Origin of the sequence: Peribacillus simplex (assembly GCF_030123325.1) — a bacterium.
GTDB lineage: Bacteria > Bacillota > Bacilli > Bacillales > DSM-1321 > Peribacillus > Peribacillus simplex_D.
Genome location: NZ_CP126106.1, coordinates 2,794,647 through 2,816,071 on the forward strand (window position 1 = coordinate 2,794,647; position 21,425 = coordinate 2,816,071).

18 protein-coding genes are annotated in these 21,425 nt (G+C 39.9%); 14 read left to right on the forward strand and 4 right to left on the reverse strand.

Translation table 11 applies throughout. The features are described from left to right. Positions 1-189: 189 nt before the first annotated feature. From QNH43_RS13270 to QNH43_RS13280, 3 genes are all read right to left on the reverse strand, one after another. On the reverse strand, positions 190-1,626 hold the full coding sequence (locus QNH43_RS13270) for an amino acid permease (protein WP_283918195.1): 1,437 nt from the start codon (positions 1,624-1,626) through the stop codon (positions 190-192). Between the two features lie 371 nt (positions 1,627-1,997). After that, the gene (rocF, locus tag QNH43_RS13275) at positions 1,998-2,948 is read right to left on the reverse strand and encodes an arginase (protein WP_076369130.1); all 951 of its coding nucleotides are present in this window, start codon (positions 2,946-2,948) and stop codon (positions 1,998-2,000) included. A gap of 570 nt (positions 2,949-3,518) precedes the next feature. Further along, the gene (locus QNH43_RS13280; RefSeq protein WP_283918196.1) at positions 3,519-4,250 is read right to left on the reverse strand and encodes a hypothetical protein; all 732 of its coding nucleotides are present in this window, start codon (positions 4,248-4,250) and stop codon (positions 3,519-3,521) included. Positions 4,251-4,441: 191 nt separating this feature from the next. Between QNH43_RS13280 and QNH43_RS13285 the strand changes: the two genes are divergently transcribed. The 9 genes from QNH43_RS13285 to QNH43_RS13325 all read left to right on the forward strand — a co-directional run bounded on the left by QNH43_RS13285 (position 4,442) and on the right by QNH43_RS13325 (position 16,112). Then, entirely contained in the window at positions 4,442-5,326 is an 885-nt protein-coding gene (locus tag QNH43_RS13285; protein ID WP_283918197.1) for a hypothetical protein, read from the forward strand. Between the two features lie 325 nt (positions 5,327-5,651). Further along, positions 5,652-7,271 carry an amidohydrolase gene (locus QNH43_RS13290; RefSeq protein WP_283918357.1) on the forward strand — a complete coding sequence of 540 codons (1,620 nt, stop codon included), beginning with the start codon at positions 5,652-5,654 and terminating at the stop codon, positions 7,269-7,271. Between the two features lie 104 nt (positions 7,272-7,375). Next, entirely contained in the window at positions 7,376-8,608 is a 1,233-nt protein-coding gene (locus tag QNH43_RS13295; RefSeq protein ID WP_283918198.1) for a Zn-dependent hydrolase, read from the forward strand. 134 nt (positions 8,609-8,742) lie between these two features. After that, a complete protein-coding gene (locus QNH43_RS13300) occupies positions 8,743-8,943 on the forward strand; it encodes a DUF3311 domain-containing protein (RefSeq protein ID WP_076369134.1) in 201 nt (66 codons plus the stop codon). After that, complete coding sequence (locus tag QNH43_RS13305) at positions 8,940-10,424, forward strand: sodium:solute symporter family protein (RefSeq protein WP_283918199.1); 1,485 nt, start codon at positions 8,940-8,942, stop codon at positions 10,422-10,424. The genes QNH43_RS13300 and QNH43_RS13305 overlap by 4 nt, the downstream gene beginning before the upstream one ends. 52 nt (positions 10,425-10,476) lie before the next feature. After that, positions 10,477-11,337 (forward strand): carbon-nitrogen hydrolase family protein, encoded by an 861-nt coding sequence (locus tag QNH43_RS13310; protein ID WP_283918200.1) that lies wholly within the window; start codon positions 10,477-10,479, stop codon positions 11,335-11,337. A gap of 69 nt (positions 11,338-11,406) precedes the next feature. Continuing rightward, on the forward strand, positions 11,407-12,417 hold the full coding sequence (locus QNH43_RS13315; RefSeq protein WP_434060173.1) for a C40 family peptidase: 1,011 nt from the start codon (positions 11,407-11,409) through the stop codon (positions 12,415-12,417). 299 nt (positions 12,418-12,716) lie between these two features. Next, entirely contained in the window at positions 12,717-14,516 is a 1,800-nt protein-coding gene (locus tag QNH43_RS13320) for a S9 family peptidase (protein WP_283918359.1), read from the forward strand. Between the two features lie 303 nt (positions 14,517-14,819). Further along, positions 14,820-16,112, forward strand: a complete 1,293-nt coding sequence (locus QNH43_RS13325; protein WP_283918201.1) for a histidine kinase N-terminal 7TM domain-containing diguanylate cyclase — start codon at positions 14,820-14,822, stop codon at positions 16,110-16,112. A gap of 2 nt (positions 16,113-16,114) precedes the next feature. On the opposite strand, the gene QNH43_RS13330 is transcribed toward QNH43_RS13325, so the two are convergent. Beyond that, entirely contained in the window at positions 16,115-16,753 is a 639-nt protein-coding gene (locus tag QNH43_RS13330) for a formylglycine-generating enzyme family protein (protein ID WP_283918360.1), read from the reverse strand. 329 nt (positions 16,754-17,082) lie between these two features. Here QNH43_RS13330 and QNH43_RS13335 point away from each other — a divergent pair, with 329 nt between their 5' ends. The 5 genes from QNH43_RS13335 (at position 17,083) to QNH43_RS13355 (ending at position 21,301) form a co-directional block, all read left to right on the forward strand. Then, positions 17,083-17,880, forward strand: a complete 798-nt coding sequence (locus tag QNH43_RS13335; RefSeq protein WP_076369183.1) for a DUF2935 domain-containing protein — start codon at positions 17,083-17,085, stop codon at positions 17,878-17,880. A 243-nt stretch (positions 17,881-18,123) separates the two neighbouring features. Next, positions 18,124-18,774 (forward strand): GntR family transcriptional regulator, encoded by a 651-nt coding sequence (locus QNH43_RS13340; protein WP_283918202.1) that lies wholly within the window; start codon positions 18,124-18,126, stop codon positions 18,772-18,774. Positions 18,775-18,887: 113 nt separating this feature from the next. Then, entirely contained in the window at positions 18,888-19,676 is a 789-nt protein-coding gene (locus QNH43_RS13345; RefSeq protein WP_283918203.1) for an SDR family NAD(P)-dependent oxidoreductase, read from the forward strand. A gap of 34 nt (positions 19,677-19,710) precedes the next feature. Next, complete coding sequence (locus QNH43_RS13350) at positions 19,711-20,463, forward strand: SDR family NAD(P)-dependent oxidoreductase (RefSeq protein ID WP_283918204.1); 753 nt, start codon at positions 19,711-19,713, stop codon at positions 20,461-20,463. Positions 20,464-20,515: 52 nt separating this feature from the next. Continuing rightward, a complete protein-coding gene (locus tag QNH43_RS13355; protein WP_283918205.1) occupies positions 20,516-21,301 on the forward strand; it encodes a glucose 1-dehydrogenase in 786 nt (261 codons plus the stop codon). The last annotated feature ends 124 nt before the right edge of the window (positions 21,302-21,425 follow it).

The following is a 21,425-nucleotide window of genomic DNA, read 5'->3' on the forward strand; positions in this document are numbered from 1 at the left end:
TATTATTATGGACAGGGTATGGTTAGGGAACTAAAAAAGCTGGAAAGCGGTTTACCATTGGGTAGCCATATTAAATAAAAGAAATACCCTGGGTGTGTAAACATCCAGGGTATTTCTTCTTTGAACAGCTATCTTGATGGATTGTAAAGATCGCTGTTCACCATTTACTATACTACGAAGCTTTCTAGATTAAATGACCATTTTTTTACCGGCATTTAATTCAACTTCCTGCTTGGGCGTTTCTATGGTCTTGTTTTTCTTCACTCTTAAGTGATAAACCGCATAACATCCAAGGAAGAATGCTCCCCCGCAATAAAGGGCCATTCGCTGCTCAGGAACAAACGCTAAACTGATCATGACGATGCAGTTTGTTAGTAAGGCAAGAATGGGGATGAATGGGTATAGCGGAACTTTGAATTTCAAATTTTCTATCTTTCCACCTTGGCGGGTATAGGATTTTCTAAAGGCAAGAAGACTAGCAGATATGGCAATCCAGCCAATTTGTGCACCTAATCCTGCAAGGGAGAGAAGAAAGACGAATATTGTGTCTGCAGCTACTACACTTGAAAGTAAAGACAAACCGGCAATTGCAAGGGTGATAAGCAAGGCATTAAGCGGAATCCCTCTCTTATTCACCAAACCGAGCTTCGGACTTGCCATACCTTCTCTTGAGAGCGAGTAGAGCATACGTGTCGCAGCATAAAGACCGGAGTTCGCCACTGACAATAGTGCTGTGAGAATGATGAAGTTCATGATGTCAGCTGCATACGGAACTCCGATACTATCTAGTACAACAACGAATGGACTTTCTGAGATGCTGGCTTTTTCCCTTGGGATCATCGCTGAAAGTACAGTGACCGAAAGAACAAAGAAGAAAAGGGTTCTCCAAACCGTTTGTTTGATGGATTTTGGTATGACCTTTTCCGGGTTTTCACTTTCTCCAGCGGCAATTCCGATTAATTCTGTGCCCTGGAAGGAAAAGTTCACTGTAATCATTGTGATTAGCAGGGCCGATATCCCATTGGGGAAAAGACCCTCAGCGAAAAAGTTGGAGAAAAATGGAGCTTCTTGTCCACCTTTCATATCAATCATTCCAAACATAGCAGCACCGCCAACGATGATGAAAAGAATGATGGCCAATACTTTTATGCTGGAAAAAACAAACTCCGATTCTCCAAATGCCTTTGCTGATAAGGCGTTTAGTGAAAAGATGAGAAAAGCGAAGATTGCACACCACATCCAAACGGGTGATTCAGGAAACCATCTTTGCATAAGCTGTCCTGCCGCCAAAAACTCTAAAGCAACTGTTACGGCCCAACCTAACCAGTAAAGCCATCCGATGGCAAAACCGGTTCCAGGACCGATGAACTTAGTCGCATATGTCTGAAACGAACCGGAAACAGGCATGGCAACGGATAGTTCACCTAGACAAAGCATCGTTAAATACATGATGAAGCCGCCGACTATGTAAGAGAGGATAGCACCGAAGGCTCCTGCTTCATGAATGGTATAGCCTGAACCAATGAAAAAGCCCGTACCAATACATCCCCCTATTGAAATCATAAATAAATGTCTTGCTTTCATGCTCCGTTTTAATTCATTTGGTTGATTTTCTGCTGTTTTCATTGAAAAACTCCTTTACCTGATGGGTGCAAACGGTTTCATTTATGTTGGGACGTTATTAGGGAATTTGTGTTCTTACAAGTCTAATAGCTTTTGATTTTGATTCTTAGATGATGTCGAATTCCCTCCGAAAAGAGATTACTTCTGCATTAAAAAAGCATGATTCAATGAACATAGGTACCTATGCAGAATTTATTTCGAAAGCGCCGCTTAATAAAGAAAGAGAAGCCAAGCGTCAGGAAACTAGGGATGTAAATTGATTCATGTCGATTATCCGCCAATGGGAAGAAGCTCATAAAAGAAGTATGGGCTTTTCCCTATGGAGCATCACTTTAACGAACTCTCTATATTTCTATCAAAATCATAGAGTCCGATTATTTAACATGAGCCAATAAATCAGGAGTGATATGATCTTCCGCTCCATATAATAATTTTTCCCCAAGCAATGAGCCCATTAATGCGACAGCTACTTCAGCCGTTTTATTATGCTCGTCCAATATTGGGTTTATCTCAACAAACTCTGCCGATGTAATGATATTAGCTTCAGCCAGCATTTCCATGGCAAGATGGCTTTCACGGTAGCTAATTCCTCCCATTACAGGCGTACCGACCCCAGGTGCATCATCTGGATCAAGACCATCAAGGTCAAGTGATAAATGTACAAGATCCGTACGTTCTTTAAGATAGGCGATCGATTCTTCCATCACTTTTGTCATACCCATTCTATCAATCTCATGCATCGTATAGACTTTAATTCCTTTTTCCCTGATTAACTCTTTCTCACCTTGGTCTAAAGAACGGGCACCAATGATGACAATGTTCTCTGGTTTGACCTTTGGAGAATATCCGCCGATGTTAGTCAGTGCAGGGTGGCCAAGACCCAAACTTACGGCTAGGGACATACCGTGTATGTTTCCTGATGGGGAAGTTTCGGCAGTGTTTAAATCTCCATGTGCATCATACCATATTACACCTAAGTTTTCAGTATGCTTCGCTAAACCTGCTAATGTCCCGATTGCTATACTGTGATCTCCTCCTAATACTAAAGGAAACCGATTGGATTGGATGATTTCATCCACTTTTTGACTCAATTTTTCATTACCTTCTGCTACGTCCTGCAGATTCTTTAAATTTGTGTCGATATCACTTTGTGCTCTTTCCTGTATTTCTACTTTAATATCACCTTCATCACGGACAGTATAGCCAATATTTTCTAGTCTTTCACTCAATCCTGCATATCTTATGGCACTCGGCCCCATATCCACTCCTCTTCTAGTTTGACCAAGATCCATTGGAACACCAATAATTGAAATTTCCTTCTTCATGTGTAATTCCTCCTTCGATTTTTCTACCCTAGTATAAGGGTAAAAGGATAGATGACTCAACTCGACATTTTTTTGAATATTTATACGATTGAGAAAAGGGTAAAAGTCTTGGGTTAAATTTCCTACTATTGATTATTTATGAAAAGGATTTATTACCATTAGGGGTATAAGGAAAGTTGGCTGAACCCCTTTAAAACTGCGTTTTTTCAGATTTTTATCCCAAGAATGGAAGTGATAGCGCTACCAAACGGAATCTATGGCCGGGGAAGATTCAGAAGATATTGAATATATTTTACTAGTTACATTTATTCATGAAAAAGAGCGGTTTTACCTGAAATGCATGGAAGGATTTTTCATTTTTATATGGAATATATAAAAAAAGACTAAAAATATTTAGTAGCTTAAAAGAATTTCACGAATTTTTTTCATCTAACTCAATGAGTACTTTGTATTTAGACGCAGTTTGAACTGGGAGGTATTCATATCAAAGGGTTTGTTTCCCGTAAAAAAAGGTAAAGAGCGGCAGGCTGGATTGCTGCTCTTTACCTACCGTTAAACTATATGATGGTTTTAAAACTTTTTCCTCCATTCTTCATCTTCAAGTGGCACACCATTGGTATTAATATATTCTACAATCATAGTTCCATGTTTAAGGACGCCATCTTTAATTAGGGCATTGATAATTTCGGTAAAGCGGTCTTCATCTGCGTCCTGTTTACTACGTGAAAGGGTAATCCGAATGGTTGGGGACACATCGTAATCTTTATAGCTGGCTGGTTTATTCGGATCAATCTTCAATTCTTTCCCGATTGCCTCATCAAAGACCAAGAGTAATTGATTACGATCGCCTATTTCTTCCTGAATCTCCTTCCACTCATCACTCTCTGCAATATCTCCCATTTCCTTGGAAATCAATACGTCACCAAGTTCTTTTTCAACATAAGGCCTGATTTCTTTTTCTGCATCATCTTGCCATTTATCAGATATGAATGTATCCTCCATTTCCCCTGTTTCATCATTAAAGAAAACTAGAAATTGAGTATCATATTTTTCATGTTTCACTTTAGCTGCGTATTCAAAATAGCCCCGGTTTCCCATATTATCGTATAGGACATCATATATTTCGGTCCCGCCATCAAAAGTTTTCCCTAAATATCGTTCTGCTTGATCCCGGACCTTCTTTTCTTCAGCGGGATCTGCTTTCATACTCTGTGTGAATGAAAACACAAGTATCACCACTCCGGCGACGATGATTGAAAAAATACCAAGTAAAGTAAGTAAAATCTTTTTTGTTTTGCTCAAGGAACACCCTCCTGTAATCTAAGCTACTTATCAATAATTACCATATTATTCTAACATTATTATCGCTCATTTTACTATGGAATTTAAGCCGATCTTTTCACGGTGCGAAATCTAAATTGCCCGCCCTCCAAAATATCGGGATACTTTGTTACAATAAATAAATGGTTAGTACCCTAAAGGGAGAGATTGACTTGGAAATCTATCAAAGAAAAATGAATCATAATCGGGATGAATACAGGAAGTTGCGGTGGCAACAGCATCGTATCCAGGTTACAGGGCTATTCGATGCCGTTTTTTCGAAAAAAGAGTTCGCAGAAAAAGTGGCTATCGTTGGTGCAGGCAATTGCGATGATTTGGATTTGGAGTATCTGGCGACTAAATGCAACTCCATATACTTATTTGATATTGATATGGAAAGTATGGAAAAGGGTACGGCTAATTTGCCTGAACGGACCCGGAAGAAAATTCAACTTGTAGAAATCGATGTAACAGGCCTCGATAAAGTGGATTTTGATCACCATCTATCTTCCATGCTGGATCGTGGTGAAACGGCAAAAGGAATCATTCAATATTTAAAGGAAACCGAGAATCGGTTAGGCCAGCTTTCTGAAAGTGTTTTTGCTAATTATTATAATGATTTTGATATCGTGGCAACCTCCGCCATCTATACCCAACTATTTTATAATTGGGCCAAGGAACTGCTTTCTGATTATGAACACCAATATCAGAAAAAAGACGCAGAAGAGATTAAGAATGGAATTTTGGATTTAAGGGATGAAATCGTACGTAAAATGAATCACTCTATTTCTAAATGCACCAAGCAAAATGGATTCTGCATTACATGGACTGATATCTTGAAAATCGAACCTGAGTATATGGATACAATCAATGAAGGGTTGAATGCCATCTTTGCATTGGCCTCGAACGTGGGTTATGGGGCAGCATTGATTGGAGTGAAAACATTTATTGAAAAAGTGGATAAAAGCGAATTAAGCCTTCGCTACTGGACTTGGGATTTTAATGCCAACAAACAGTATTTGACCATTGGCATTATCGGAAGATTGAATGGATTGTAAAAATATGAAAGACGGGATGGGGAAGCATAGCAGCAGCTATACCTATCCCTTTTTTTATTGGTTATAGACGCCTTAGGAATATTATAAATACTATTGCGTGATAAAAGGGAACTGGATCAACAAATCATTGAAAATAAGACTTAATTATATAAAAGGTATAAAAAAACGATGAAATTTTTGACTATTTGTCTAATGATTTCTAAATCTGGTGTGGATATAATGAATCTGTTGAAAACAGAATATTCCGATAAGTGAAGACTGGAGAAAGCAAAGGAAGAGGACGTAGTAATGAGGGTGAAACAATAAGGAAGGGGTGTGTTGTTTGATGAAAGCTGATATCGTGTTCATAAACGGCGAGGTCATAACCGTAAATCAAAAAAATGAAGTCGCAGAAGCCCTGGCAATTAAAGATAATCGTATCTCGGCAGTCGGTACGAATCATGAAATCAAGGTATTTATCGGAGAAGGAACAAATGTGATTGATTTGCAGGGGAAGTCATTACTTCCCGGGTTTATCGATTCTCATATTCATCTTATATTGTACGGTGTCAATCAATTGGCAGTAAGTTGTAAAGCTGAACATATCAAATCTGTAGAAGATTTATTGATCGATCTGAAGAAGAAAGCTTCGACGATCCCTAAAGGTGAGTGGATCCGCGCTTGGGGCTTCAATGAAACCGCCGTGAAAGAAAAACGTTATCCTACAATAGCGGAGTTGGATGCTATTTCAAAAGACCATCCCATCATGGTAACCCGTACATGCAGCCATATAAGTGTGGTGAATAGCAGGGCGTTAGCGATTGCCCGAATTGATGAGAGCTCAGGGAATCCGACTGGAGGGATCATTGAAAAGGATAGCGCGGGTAGGTTTACAGGCAAACTCATTGAAACTGCAAATATGATGATGGCCGATAGAGCAAGTTATTCAGAAAGTGAACTGTTGAAAGCAGTGAAATTAGCGTCGGAGCATTTCATCGCAGCAGGCATAACAAGCATTCATGAAGCTGGTGCCCATGGTCCTGAAAGTTTCCGTTTAATGCAGCAGGCCATAAAAAATAAGGATATTCGTGTCCGTATTTATGCGATGGTCGGTTCATTGAATAATTCTCATGAATTTGTAAATAAAATGGTGGATTCAGGAGTCATAACCGGAACAGGGGACGAAAGATTCAAAATCGGACCAGCTAAATTGTTTACGGATGGCAGCAGTACCGGTCCGACAATCGCTACCCGTGAGCCTTATTCGAGTGATCCTGGCAATTTTGGCATTCTTTATTATAAGGAAGAGGAGATCTTTCAAGTATTAGGGCTGGCACATAAAAAAGGCTATCAGATCACAGTCCATGCCCAAGGCGACAAAGCGATAGAGATGTATTTGAATTGCGTGGAAAAGGCTTTGAATGAATCGCCCAGAAAAGATCATAGACACAGAATCGAGCATGCTGGAATATCTTCTCCAGATTTACAAATGAGGATGAAAGAACTTGGAGTCATCCCAATCCCCAACCCCCCATTTCCTTATGAATTCGGCGATATATATATTGAACACTACGGCAATAGGGTCAACCACATGTACGCCGCCCGTGATTATATTGATAATGGCATCTTGGCCGCAGGAGGTTCCGATGCTCCCGTAACTGATCACGACCCTTTATTAGGTATACACGTTGCTGTTAATAGAACAAGCAGGTCTGGTACGAAAATAGGTCCGGTTCAATCTATTAGCGTATTGGAAGCCATAAAACTATACACATGGAATGGCGCGTTCGCGAGTTTCGATGAAGATGTCAAAGGCAGCCTGGAGGCAGGCAAGCTGGCCGATCTAGTAGTATTGAATGATAGTATATTGAAAGTGGATTCCCAAAATATCAAGGATTTGAAAGTTGAGTCAACGATTTTGAATGGGGAGATCCTTTATCATAGGGGAACATTAGTAGAAATATAAATCTAGCGTAACCATCTTAAAACAACAAATACCTTCACTTTCATTTTTGGCTTAAGCGAACGCATGTAGAATTTAGCAGGTTATCTAAAAGGGGGATATTCGCTATGAAAAAGCAAAAATTATTAATTAATGGTGAGAGGCTGAGTCGTACGCTCGAGAAATTTGCTGATTTTGGAAGGACAGAAAACAATGGAGTCACACGGCTTTCCCTTTCCGAAGAAGACCGATTGGTCCGTGATTACTTTTGCGCTTGCTGTAAAGAATTGGGTATGACCATTAAGGTTGATGATATGGGGAATATTTACGCTACATTAGCGGGACTTGAAAACAACCCCCCAATTGTGATGGGATCACATATGGATACCGTAAAAAAGGGAGGGCGGTTTGATGGTATCTTGGGAGTAGCTGCAGGCTTGGAAGTCGTGCGGACTCTGGTGGAAAATAATATCCAACCTAAAATTCCGGTAATGATCGTCAATTTTACGAACGAAGAAGGAGCCAGATTCGAACCTTCCATGATGTCTTCGGGAGTTCTTTCAGGTAAATTCGAAAAATCCATCATGCTGCAAAAGACGGATAGTGTCGGAACGACTTTCGAAAGTGCTTTGAATGCCATTGGATATGCAGGGGATATAGAGAATCGTTTAAAAGAAGCGACTGCATTTCTAGAATTGCATATTGAACAAGGTCCGATTCTTGAACGTGAATCACTAACGATCGGTGTCGTTGAATGTGTCCTTGGCATGGTGTGCTATGAGATAGAAGTTACTGGAGAATCCGATCATGCCGGTACCACCCCGATGAATATGAGAAAAGATGCTTTCTTCACTGCGAATACCTTGATTATGGAGGCTCGTCAGAAGCTAGGCATGCTTGAAGACGATTTGGTTTTTACGATGGGAAGGGTAAATGTGTTTCCCAATATCCATACGGTTATTCCTAATAAAGTGATATTTTCGCTAGAAGCGAGACATAAGGATTCAAATGTCATCGAAAAGGTGGAGGAAATCATTGAAAGCCTTACAACTACAGGTTCAGAAGGCGGATGCGACATCCAAGTGAAAAAATTATGGGACAGGGATACCGTTTGGTTCGACAAGTCCATTTGCAATTTGCTAGAGCAATCGAGCAATACATTAGGTCTACCCTATAAGAGAATGGTAAGCGGTGCAGGACATGATGCGCAGTTTATAGCCAGTTATATACCGACTGCCATGGTTTTCGTACCAAGCATCAACGGTAAAAGTCATTGTGAAGAGGAACTTACTACTTGGGAAGATTGTGAAAAAGGAGTCAATGTTATATTGGAAACGGTCCTTGCCATCCAGTCTCCTTAAGACGTATATACAATTGGTTGTAAGCAGTTAATGACAGTTAGCCACGGATGCTATTAAACCCATCAGTTCAGTTTGAACCCAGGCTTGACTGATGGTGATCCTTTTTCGGAAACCTAATTAGGGGAGGGTATAATTTGAATGCTATTAAGCTATTGCTTTTTATTCCATTTATAGGGTTCTTAGGTTTATTGTCCTATGCAAATAAAATAGAACCGTACATATTGGGGATGCCTTTTTTGTTATTTTGGGTCGCATTTTGGATGGTCATGGCATCGATCATCTTAATGATTGTGTATAAGTTCGATCCTGATAATAAAGGAAGTGATTCTGAATGAATATATCATTACTCATCATTTCCATCTTCTTGGTTCTGGCACTTTATTTAGGGATAAAAGCAAGAAATGGGAAGGATATGGACATGGAGCAATTTGCCGTAGGGGGCAGGGGCTTCGGAACATTCTTCATTTTTCTCTTGATAGCAGGTGAAATTTATACAACTTTTACATTCCTGGGCGGAAGTGGATGGGCTTACTCAAAAGGTGCCGCTGCTTATTATGTTCCAGCCTATATTTTCTTAGCCTATGTCCTATCATATTGGCTCGTCCCTAAAATATGGAGATATTCAAAACGCCATTCCATCATCTCTCAGCCAGAGTATTTTGCATCTAAATATAAAAGCAGGTCAATGGGGATGATCGTGGCAGTATTGGGAAGCTTAGCCCTAGTGCCGTACATAGTCATACAGCTCAAAGGATTAGGTATCATTGTTTCCGAAGCATCCTATGGAGCAATTTCTCCAGTTGCTGCAAGTGTGATCGGTGCTGTTGTCGTAACTACCTATGTAATGATTTCAGGCATTCATGGATCAGCATGGACAGCCATACTGAAAGATTTCATGATCTTGGTAGTCGTTATCTTTTTAGGCATTTACATTCCAGTTCATTACTTCGGAGGCATACAGCCTATGTTCGAGACCGTGCAAGCTGCTAAACCGGAAATGTTGGTTTTGGCAGATCAGGGATTGAGTCAGTCATGGTTTGTGTCCACCGTTTTGCTGAATGCACTAGGTTTTTATTTGCTGCCACAAACATTCATGGTCGTTTTATCGTCCAATGGGGAAAGGACCCTTCGCAAAAATGCGATTGCGTTACCCTTGTACACATTGTTACTGCTATTCGTTTTTTTCATCGGATTTACAGCCATCATGGAAATCCCGGGTTTGCAAGGAGCTGATGGGGATCTCTCACTTTTAAGGCTGGCGATCCAAACATTCGATCCATGGGTGATAGGGGTTATCGGAGCTGCAGGTTTATTGACGGCCCTAGTACCGGCTTCAGTCATGCTAATGGCTGCATCGGTAGGTCTGACAAATAGCTTTTACAAAGTTCTGGTCCCTGCTGCGACTGAATCACATCAATTGATTGTCTCCAGGATCATCATCATCGGTATCTCAATCATTGCTTTAATTGTAACGGTAACAGGCGGCGAGGCTTTGGCCATCTTGAATATCATGTCATACAGTTTGATTACACAACTGGCACCTTCCTTGTTTTGCAGTTTACCAAAAACCAATATAATCAATAAGTATGGTGCAATGGCAGGGATATTGGCAGGTGTCCTGATTGTTCTATATGCGACAATTGCAGATGTGAAGGTTGCTACATTCCTGCCGGATACCCCACATGTAATTAATGATATCAGTACAGGCCTCATAGCTTTGTTGTTTAATATACTAGTAACATTCATTGTAAGTGCACTGACTAAACATATCTCTATGCAACAGACCGAAAGGAATGATCTGGACAAGATATCCTAATTTTCTTTTAACCAGGCAAATGGAATAAGAAGCATGATTTGGGAGGGGTTTTGTGAAAATTAAAATAACGGCTTGTCAATTTCGAGTGGAAAAAGTGTCAAACTTCAATGAATTTCAGGAACAAGTAGAAGACTTGATCACCCAAGTTCCCGAAAACTCGGATTATATCGTTTTTCCTGAACTGTTAACCATCGGGTTATCAGCGGCCTTTGGACAACAAGATGCTTCGTCCGTTATCAGGATTGATGAATATACCAATCAATACAAAGATCTTTTCAGTTCACTTTCCAGAAAAAGAAAGCAGGTCATCATTGCGGGCACGCATCTGGAACGCCGCGAAAATGAATACTTCAATATCGCATACATTTTTGATAAAGACGGATCGGTCGTTGAGCATAAAAAAACTCATATCTTTCCTGCTGAAGCGAATTGGCATACCTCTGAAGGTGATGATTTGGAAGTTTACTCCGTAGGTCCTGTTAAGATAGGAATAGCGGTATGTTATGAAGCCGAGATACCTGAAATTTCAAGGATATTATCAGTGAATGGGGCCGACATCATTTTTTGCCCATCATACACATTTACAGAGGCTGGTTTTTGGCGAGTTCGCCATTGCGCACATGCGCGTGCAATCGAGAATCAGGTATATTTTGTTCATTGCCCAACTGTTGGTGAACCTGGGTCACCCCTTCCGAACGGATACGGCCGTGCCAGTATACTTAGTCCCTGTGACAGCGCTTGGCCAGCAAATGGAATAGTAGCAGAGGCGATAATGAATGAACATACAATCATTACCGGTACGGTCGATATGGACGAATTATATGAGAATCGAACCAATGGTGCGGCGACCACTTTCAAAGATCGTAATCGCCGAAAAGATATGTATGCGAAATATGATCCTTATGAAGGCTGAAATAATCTGTTGGAAAAGGCACTATTAATACAATAGTGTCTTTTACTCAATAAAAACTAATTCGAAAGGGTGATTATTTTGAAAAGGTTAACCGTTGTAGTACTATCTTTATTTGCTTTTGGCATTTTTACATTCAGTCCGAATGAAGCTAGTTCAAGAGAGAAGGAGAGAATTGCCTATGTAGATGTAGCCGTGGCAACTCTTTGGACGGAGCCGGGATTATTAAGGGAAATCGATGCTCCTTCTGCATCGAATCCCGTTGATTTGAATGCCTGGATCGGCTCGATGAATTATGAAGACAAGCTGTGGCTTGTGGGTAACTTGGAAACACAAGCATTATATGGTTCAAAAGTGACGATTTTAGAAGAACGGGGTGAATGGGTGAAAGTAGCCGTGGCCAACCAACCGACGCCCAGAAATGATATAGGTTATCCAGGATGGATGCCAAAAGCACAATTAAAAGATGGAAATTCTTTTGAGAAGCAATTTAAACGAGGATTTGCCCTTGTAAATGCCCCGAAGGCTTGGCTTTATTCGGATTCTAAGATTCGGTCCAAATTCATGGAGGTCAGCTTCGATACCCGCCTACCGCTATTGCAGGTTAAAAAGGATAAAGTGAAGGTGATGACACCGAGTAATGGAGCAAAGTGGATAGAAACGCAGGATGTTTCCGTCTATCAAAATGAAAAGCAAATACCAGCTCCAACCGGTAAGGACATCGTTGAATCAGGAAAAGGGTTTTTAGGACTTCCTTACCTCTGGGCCGGAATGTCCGGTTTTGGATTTGACTGTTCTGGATTTACCTATACAATGTACCATGCTAATGGAATAACGATCCCAAGGGACTCTTCCATTCAGGCACAACATGGAGAAAAGGTGGAGCAAGAAAACCTTCAACCAGGTGATTTACTATTTTTTGCCTATGATAAAGGGAAGGGAAGGGTGCATCATGTCGGAATGTATATAGGTGATGGCAAAATGATCCATTCTCCTAACAGCTCTACACATGTAAGGATAGATGAAATAAAAACATCGGGATACGGAGAGGAATATGCGGGAGCAAGAAGATATATCGATTGATGCTTAAAAGGCTTAAGAGCCCAATGCCCTTAAGCCTTTTTCTTGTTTGAACATGCCTTTTCCATCATTCTGTCGGATGACAGGATGATGCCCCGATGACTTAAGATTAGCATACATCGGAAGAAACGTTTATTCCTGATTAGAGGCTTAGAAAAATAGTTATATAAGTTTTATAACGAAAAATGAATTAGAATTCCCTACTTCCATAAACGGAAGGTTTACGTATACCAATAAGGAAAAATATGGTATAGTTAATTACAGATTTTTCTTTATATTATAAATGTGAGGGGCTGCCAATGATGATCACTTTTCCCAAACCTGATGTTGAGCAATTTTTACGAACCTTTTCCATTGCTGATTTTGCTGTAAGTCCAGATGAAAAACATCTGGTTTTCAGTACCAATTTGAGCGGCAAGTATAATTTATGGGGAATGGATTTGCCAAACTCTTTTCCTTATCCGCTTACATCCATTGATCAGAGCTGCCAAGAGCTGATATATGATAAGAAGAGCCGGTTTATAATTGCTGGTTTCGATCAAGACGGTAATGAAAATACCCAGTTTTACGGGGTTCCTTTGAATGGCGGGACAATGAAGGAAATCGTCCATCATGAAAATACACGTAATTTCATGCCAAAATTATCGAATGACAGTAAAAAGCTCTATTACACGACATCCAGAGGAAATCCTACCTTTCTAAATTCCTATTGTTTAGATTTAGAATCAGGACAGGAAAAGCTAGTACTGAAGGGGAAAGACGCAGCTACCTATTTATTTGGCTTCAGCCCAGATGAAGAAACCTTACTTTACTATAAACACTTTGCTAATACATATACCCTTCTCTATGCAAAAAAAGGGAACGAAGATATCCTGCTCACTCCGCCATCCGAGAAACAACACACAGTGAATGATGGTGTTTTTGTTTCGGATTCGATGATATATTTATTGACTGATTATGATTCGGACTTTACTTATTTGGCTTCATACAACCTTGAAACAAATAAATTCAGTAAAGTTAAAGAATTGGAGAATGAGAGTTTTACTGCCATTAAATATAGTAAAGAGAATCAACTATTATATATAACCAGTCAAAAGGGTGTAGAGGATCAATTATATGAATTCAATCTGCAAAATGAAGATTGGAGAAATATCCCCGTGCCGTGCAGCGTCATTAATAAACTTGAGGTTGCTGCATCTGGCACGCTATACTTATTTGGCATGAGCGCAACAAGGCCTCATAATATCTATAAAAAAACAGGTGATGAGTGGGTATCATTAACCAAATATACAGTTCCTGGCGTCGATTCCGATGATTTGGTTGAACCGGACATCATTACATACCCTTCCTTTGATGGCCTGGAGATCGAATCGTTATTTTTTAGGGCAAAAAGGGAAAATGACAATGGTGAAGTCATTTTTTGGCCACATGGAGGTCCTCAAGCGGCAGAACGGAAGTCCTTTAGGGCATCATTTCAATTTTTCCTGAATCACGGTTACAGTATTTTTGCGCCAAACTTCCGCGGTTCTACTGGTTATGGTTTGGAATTCACGAAAATGGTGGAAGGAGATTGGGGAAATGGACCAAGACTTGATAATGTAGCCGGCCTTGATTGGCTCATTAACCAAGGGCATGCACAAAAAGGTAACATTCTATTGATGGGCGGAAGCTTCGGAGGGTATATGGCACTTCTGCTACACGGACGACATGCGGATTATTTTAAAGCGGTTGTCGATATTTTCGGACCATCCAACCTCTTCTCATTTATCAATTCCGTTCCAGAAGAATGGAAGCCAGTCATGGATCAGTGGGTAGGAAATCCGGAAAATGATAAAGAAAAACTAATCGAGTATTCGCCAATCACCTATCTAGAATCCATGATAAAGCCAATGCTTGTCATTCAAGGAGCAAACGATCCCCGTGTCGTCCAATCAGAATCAGATCAAATCGTTCGGGCGTTGAAGGATAAAGGAAGAGATGTCGATTATATGCTTCTGGAAGATGAAGGACATGGATTTTCCAAAAAAGAAAATGAAATTGCCGTCTATCAAAAAATACTCACATTCTTAAAGCGATTCACAGCAGTAACAGAAAAGGTATAATCCGCATCAAAATATTTCATTTATTTACCCTTTAATCGGAAACCCTGCCACTCACGTTCAAAGTGATGAAGCAGGGTTTTTATTTGAAAACCGGATGTCATTTTAACTTTCCAATAGGGCATGTATATAAAATCCTGACATTTAAAATTCAGAATTCCGTGAATAAACTCTGGTAATCTAGTCATAAAGTGCAATATAATAAACGGAAAAAGTTTTTTGATAAACGGAGTTGATCGCATTGCCACGGGAATTATTGTTATACATACTCGTAGTTATAATGGCAGGTGTTTTAAGCTTGTTCCTATGTTTATTTGCACAGTTAAGGATCAAGGAGGCACCTGGAGCAAAACCCTATATTCTCGTGACATTATTGTCTTCCATTTCGCTTTTTCCTATGCTTTCGAACTTTCCAGTACATCTTTGGAACAAATCATATTTTGGTTAAGGGTCCAGTACTTGGCCTTACCATTCATACCAGTATTCCTTTTGTTGATGTGCCTTGAATATGTCGGGCAGAGAATTAAGAAGGTCTGGCAATATGCACTCTTCATCATTCCGTTCATCACCATTTTCATGCATTATACAAATGACCTTCATCACTTGTATTACAAATCAATGGAATTGAGAAGCGATAGTCCTTTTCCAATTATTAAACTGGTGGGGGGCCCTTGGTTTTACATCCACTCCCTTTTCCTTTTTTTATGTGTCATGTTAAGTATAATCATATTGCTAAAGCAGGTGAAAAAATCCTCATTCAGATTCAGGATGCAAATATCAATGATGGTGGCAGGTCTTATTATTCCTGTAATGGCAAATTACTATTATATAAATGGATTAAGCTCATATGGTATCGATCTTGGTCCTGTATCCATGAGTATCACGTTTATCTTTCATGGTGCGGCACTTTTGACTTTTCAAATGTTCAATGTAGCCCCCATCGCTCGGGAAACAGTCTTTGAAAGTATGAAAGAGGGCGTCATCGTTTTAAATCAACAGGGTTTGATTGTTGACTATAATCATGGAATGCGCAAAGTCATCCCCATGTTGAATGAACATTCCATAGGTAAATCGATTACAAGTCTGCTAAATGGGAATCATCGTCTTAGGGAAATAATCGACCTTAAGCAAGACAGTGATTTTAATTGCAGCCTAAATGGTAATATGGTACATTACCATATTGGTTTTTCACCTGTGCTCAACAAAAGTAACCTTCCTATCGGACAGATCATCACTTTCGCCAACGTAACTGAAAGAGTTCTAATGCTGGAAAAGTTGAAACAACTGGCCAGCTTGGACGGATTAACCCAAATATTGAATAGAACATTTTTCATTAATAAATCGGAAATGTTATTCGATGCTCTAAACATGGAAGGCGGCAATATTTCTGTCATCATGTTCGATATCGATCATTTTAAAGATGTAAATGATACATTTGGACATGAAGCAGGGGATGTGGTCATAACGCTTGTTGCAAATACTGCAAAGGAGCACATTCGGGAGGGAGATCTATTGGGACGTTATGGTGGTGAAGAAGTTATCATATGTTTGCCGGATACCGCTTTAGCCACTGCATATGAGTTGGCCGATGCGTGCTGAAGTTAAAAAGACCGGGCAAGACGGAATCCTAGGTCGTCTATGCAAAATGCCGGATGGCTGCGCCGACGACATGAAGCTCCACAACCCCTGGCATCCTCAGCCCAGCTACCTCCTCGAAAAATACGGTAGGTGCCGTACACTTGTTCATCATATAAATCCCAGCACCATTCCCAAGCATTCCCTAACATATCATGCAGCCCCCATGGATTCGGTTCCTTTGTTCCTATTTCATGGATTTTGCCTCCTGAATTTTCGTTATACCAGGCAATGTTATTCAGCTCTCCATATCTATAACCAGCAGTCCCAGCTTTACATGCATATTGCCACTCTGCTTCTGTAGGAAGTCGAAAACCGTTTGATTCCCAATCACAAACAATGTTTTCACCATTAATAGAATAAGACTCTCCCAGTCCAGCTTTCTGTGAAAGTAGATTACAAAAAGAAATGGCATCATACCAAGAAATATTTACAACAGGTTTTAGATCTCGATCAAAAGAATTAGGTGATTTATTTGTAATAGTATAGTAGAAATCCGTAGTAACAGGATAACGGGCAAGAAGAAATGGTCTTATTTCAGCTTTCCATTTGCTATTAATTCTATCGTCCCTTAATTCTATTTCTCCCCCAGGAATTTTCACCATTTGACAGTCAATGTAACTCTGTATTTCCTTTGACAATCTACTCCCTCCAAATAATCGTAATATTACAAATTTTACCATAATCAGAACTGTTAAATCAAAACAAATATAGATTCAAATAAGTACAAAAACCACCGTTTTTGAAGAAGGTATGCTTGTAATGCAATTAAGATAGGAACACATTTATTTTTTTCTTGGTGCATGAACTATCATGCGGGAAGGGAGCAGGCTTAAGCTTCATGACCCCCATTTAATTAATATTAATAAGTGTGCAGGTTTTGGAATACAAATTATAAGTGAGTCTCGATACTTTTAATTATGGGGGAGAGCGAATGAACGAGTTTTTGGAGAAAACAGCAAGATACGAGCATCGGTTTTGGCTGCAAATCTTAGGAGACCATGGCAGGTTCATCCATGAGTCTTTAGCTCCGGTTGAAGTGGAAAATATTGAAATTGCATCAGAATTCATTCAAATTTTTGATACTCTCCTTGGTAAAGCCAATTCGGAAGAGATTTCGCAACTTACTGCCATGGCAGAAAAAGAGGCATTAAGATTTCGTGAGTTTAAGCTAAGCCTACTTAAAGAACATCTGGTGGGTAAAATAAAAATACATCTTTCACCTTCATTCATTAATCATATGGTGAACGAATTAGAAGAATATTTAAGATTATTGAAATACTTCAATTCAAATCAAATGCCGCCTGTTTTCCATGAACTTCATCATCATTTGCTTTGGCTTTTAGATGCAGCTGGGCATGCAAGTGCAATATCATCCAATATGGATGAAGTTGAAAAAAGATTAAAGGAGAAAAGTGACCATTATAAAAAACATTTTAATGATTTTTATTTAAAAGCTGTTGAAATGGCTGGATATTTACGTACCAATCTGTCAACATTCCCAGCATTGGAAAAAATGAATCAGGACGTTACATTGGAAATTAAATTCTTTCAGCACTTTCTGCTTGAATTGGAGGAGCTTGACCTTAGTGCGCAGGCTCTTGGAACGTTTTCACCATTAATGGCCGATCATATGTGGCGTGAAGAATGTTATTATTTAACGAAACTCGCTGAATCGACAGACACGGAAAAGCCTAACTGCGATCCAGCGAAACCAAGGCTAGTGGAATAAAAAAGTGGACCATAGAGCCCTTTCTATAAAAGGGGCTCAAATCTGCTGAATGTAACTTCAAACTCAGAATAACTCTTCGAAGAAGCGTTCAGTCATCTTGTCTTTCTGAGCTTTGCCTGGTTTAATACGTTTTTCTTGGTTGGTTAACATTACGAGGTGTAATTTTTTAAGGAAGTTAATTCCTATCCTTATGTTATACTAAAAGAACTAAAATCAATTATAGAAGTATAGGAGTGCTAAAAGATGTTTGGAAATCCTTCCAATTTGACAGATGGCATTTATTTTGGAGAATCGTTACCACAACAAATCGCTAAACACATTTTAAAAAAAATCATTGAAGGGGAAATAGAAGCTGGAGAGAAAATCGTCGAAGAAGACATTTCCAAGGAATTGAATACGAGCCGTGCACCAGTACGCGAAGCCCTTTATCTATTGCAGGTTGACGGTATTGTTGAGAGGATGCCGAGGCGGGGAACGATCGTCAAGCCATTTTCACAAAAGGAAATCATTGAATATAATGATGTTACGATCGGGCTGATCCAGATGGGCATTGAATTTTCCCAAGGAAGGTGGCACGAAGAGAATAAGCAATCTTTACGAAAGCATTTGGAAAGTGCAACGGATGAGTGTGTGAAAAGTAATGTAATCGAGTATCAAAAAAAAGCTGAACAGATATTTCGATATATTTTTTCAATCGCTAATAACAAAGCATTATCAAGATTTTTTGAGGAAGCCAGTCATATCCTCATGGTTTTTGCCCAAAGTCAATGGAATACAGAAACGATGGAAAATTTCCATTTCAGATTAAAAATGTCTATTGAGGCCATTATCGAAGACGATTTCGTTAAGGCAAAAAATGAAATTAATGAAGCTCTGAATCGTGGAGTGATGTAGAGTCTTTGACTCTAAAGCCAAATTGTCGACAATCGACAAAAACAATGTTATGATGTAATCGTATTCAAACAAGAATATCATCACCAAGATCAAAGGGAGAAAGGGAGAATATTATGCAAGCATTTGATTTTACAGAAAAAGTAGCAATTGTTACCGGCGGCGGCGGGGGTATCGGCCGGGCAGCTTCTATTACACTTTCAGATAATGGAGCCAAAGTGGTTGTTGTAGACCTTTCTGAAGAGGCTGGCATGTTAACGGTAAATGAAATCAAAGAAAAAGGCGGCGAAGCGAAGTTCGTTAAAGCCGATGTTACAAATGAGGACGATATAAAAAATTATGTAAAAAAAACGATAGATTCTTATGGGAAAATCGATATTTTCCTGAATAATGCAGGGTGGGAAGGCAAAATCATGCCTCTTGTCGATTATCCTACTGAAGTTTTCGATCAATTAATGTCAATAAATGTACGCGGCGTTTTCTTGGGTTTGAAACATGTATTGCCCTATATGATTGAACAAAAAAGCGGGGCGGTCGTAAATACAGCATCTGGAGCCGGTTTACTCGCAACGCCAAACATGGTGGCATATGGTGCAAGTAAACATGCGGTTCTTGGAATGACGAAAACTGCTGGTGTCGAAGTTGCTCCCCATGGTGTACGGGTGAATGCCGTCTGCCCAGGTGTCGTCAACACGGCTATGATGCGGTCGATTGAAAGCGGATTTGGTCAAGGTGATTCCGCGGCAGCTGAAACGGCTAGAAAACAATTGGAAGCAACGACTCCGGATGGTCGGTATGCTGAGCCTCAGGAAATTGCAAATCTAATGATGTACTTAGTATCAGATCTTTCCAGCCACATTACAGGTCAAGAACTTGTAATCGACGGCGGGGCCATTTTAATCTGATAAGCAATAAACTTTATTATAGGGGGACGAATATATGAGTTTAAAAGGAAAAGTCATAGTAATTACAGGAGCAGCCAGCGGAATTGGAAAGGAAACGGCACTTAAATTAGCTGAACAGGGAGCTATTGTCGTAGCGGCTGATTACAATGATGTTGCTGCTAAAGAAACGGCTGAAGCCATTCAACAAAAGGGAGGCACGGCTTCTTTTGTGAAAGTGGATGTAGCTAAAGCGGAAGAAGTGGAAGCGATGGTAGAAGCTGCAGTTGCCAATCATGGCACCATCGACGGCATTTTCAACAACGCTGGAATTGGACTAGTAAAACCATTTTTAGAGATGGATCCAGAGTCTTACCACAGAGTCGTTGATGTTGACCAACACGGCGTTTATTATGGCATGTATTATGCAGCAAGGAAGATGGTGGAGCTTGGGGTAACAGGCGCAACAATCGTCAATACAGCCTCAATATATGGGACGATGGTTTCTATCGGCAGCTTTAATTACCATGCTGCAAAAGCTGCAGTCATTGCCATGACTAAATCTGGAGCAATTGAACTTGCGCAATTTGGGATTCGTGTTGTCGGTGTTGCACCAGGTTTTATCGAAACGCCGATCATTGGTGATGATCAAGAGTTCCTGGACAGTTTGGCACAACTTCATATGAGGAAAAAATTGATTCAGCCAGAAAAAGTTGCTGAAGTTGTAATGTTCTTGTTCTCCGAAAAAGCGGATGCCATTAATGGACAAGTCATTCCTGTTGATGATGGATTCTTAAGCTTTAAGGGGTAATCATTATTATTAATTAAATTTTCCAGATATCTTAAAAAGGGAGTTTTGACATATGAACAAACGATTCGATGGCAAAGTAGTAATCATTACAGGTGCAGGATCAGGTTTAGGACAAGCAGCCGCATTGGAAATGGCTAAAGAAGGAGCTAAACTTTCATTAGTTGATTTAAACGATGCATCTTTGGAAGCAACAAAAAAATTAATCTTTGAAATTGCACCAAATTCAGACGTGCTTCTGATCACTGCAGATGTATCGGATGAAGAAGCAGTAAAGAACTATGTGGACCAAACAGTCAGCAAATATGGAAGAGTCGATGGTTTTTATAATAATGCGGGTATCGAAGGTAAACAGGCACCTACAGCTGAATACGATAGCAACGTTTTCAACAAAGTAACGGACATCAATATTAATGGTGTATTTTATGGCATGAAATACATCCTGCCAATCATGAAAGAACAAGGATCAGGGGCAGTGGTGAACGTTGCTTCTGTAGGCGGAATCCGTGCGGTTCTTAACCAAGCTGCGTACGTTGCAAGTAAACATGCTGTAGCAGGATTAACAAAAACAGCTGCCATAGAATATGGTCAATACGGAATCAGCATAAATGCCATTGCACCAGGAGTAATCTTAACAGCGATGGTAGAAGGTTCATTCAGACAAATAGGCGGGGAGAATTGGGAAGAAGCAATGGCGGATTTCGTCAGTATGAATCCTAAAAAACGCTTTGGTAAACCTGAAGAAGTCGGCCGTTTAGTCGCTTTCTTATTATCAGGGGAATCAGAGTTCATCAACGGGGTAGTCATTCCGATTGATGGCGGACAATCTTCACAATACTAATTAACAAAGGGAGTGGCAGCATTAGGTCACTCCCTTTTAATGGTATTATTTATAGTTAATGACCAAATGTAAAAATCCGTTTATAGTCTAAATGCGAACCTTTAGAATAGATTAAAGAAGTTCA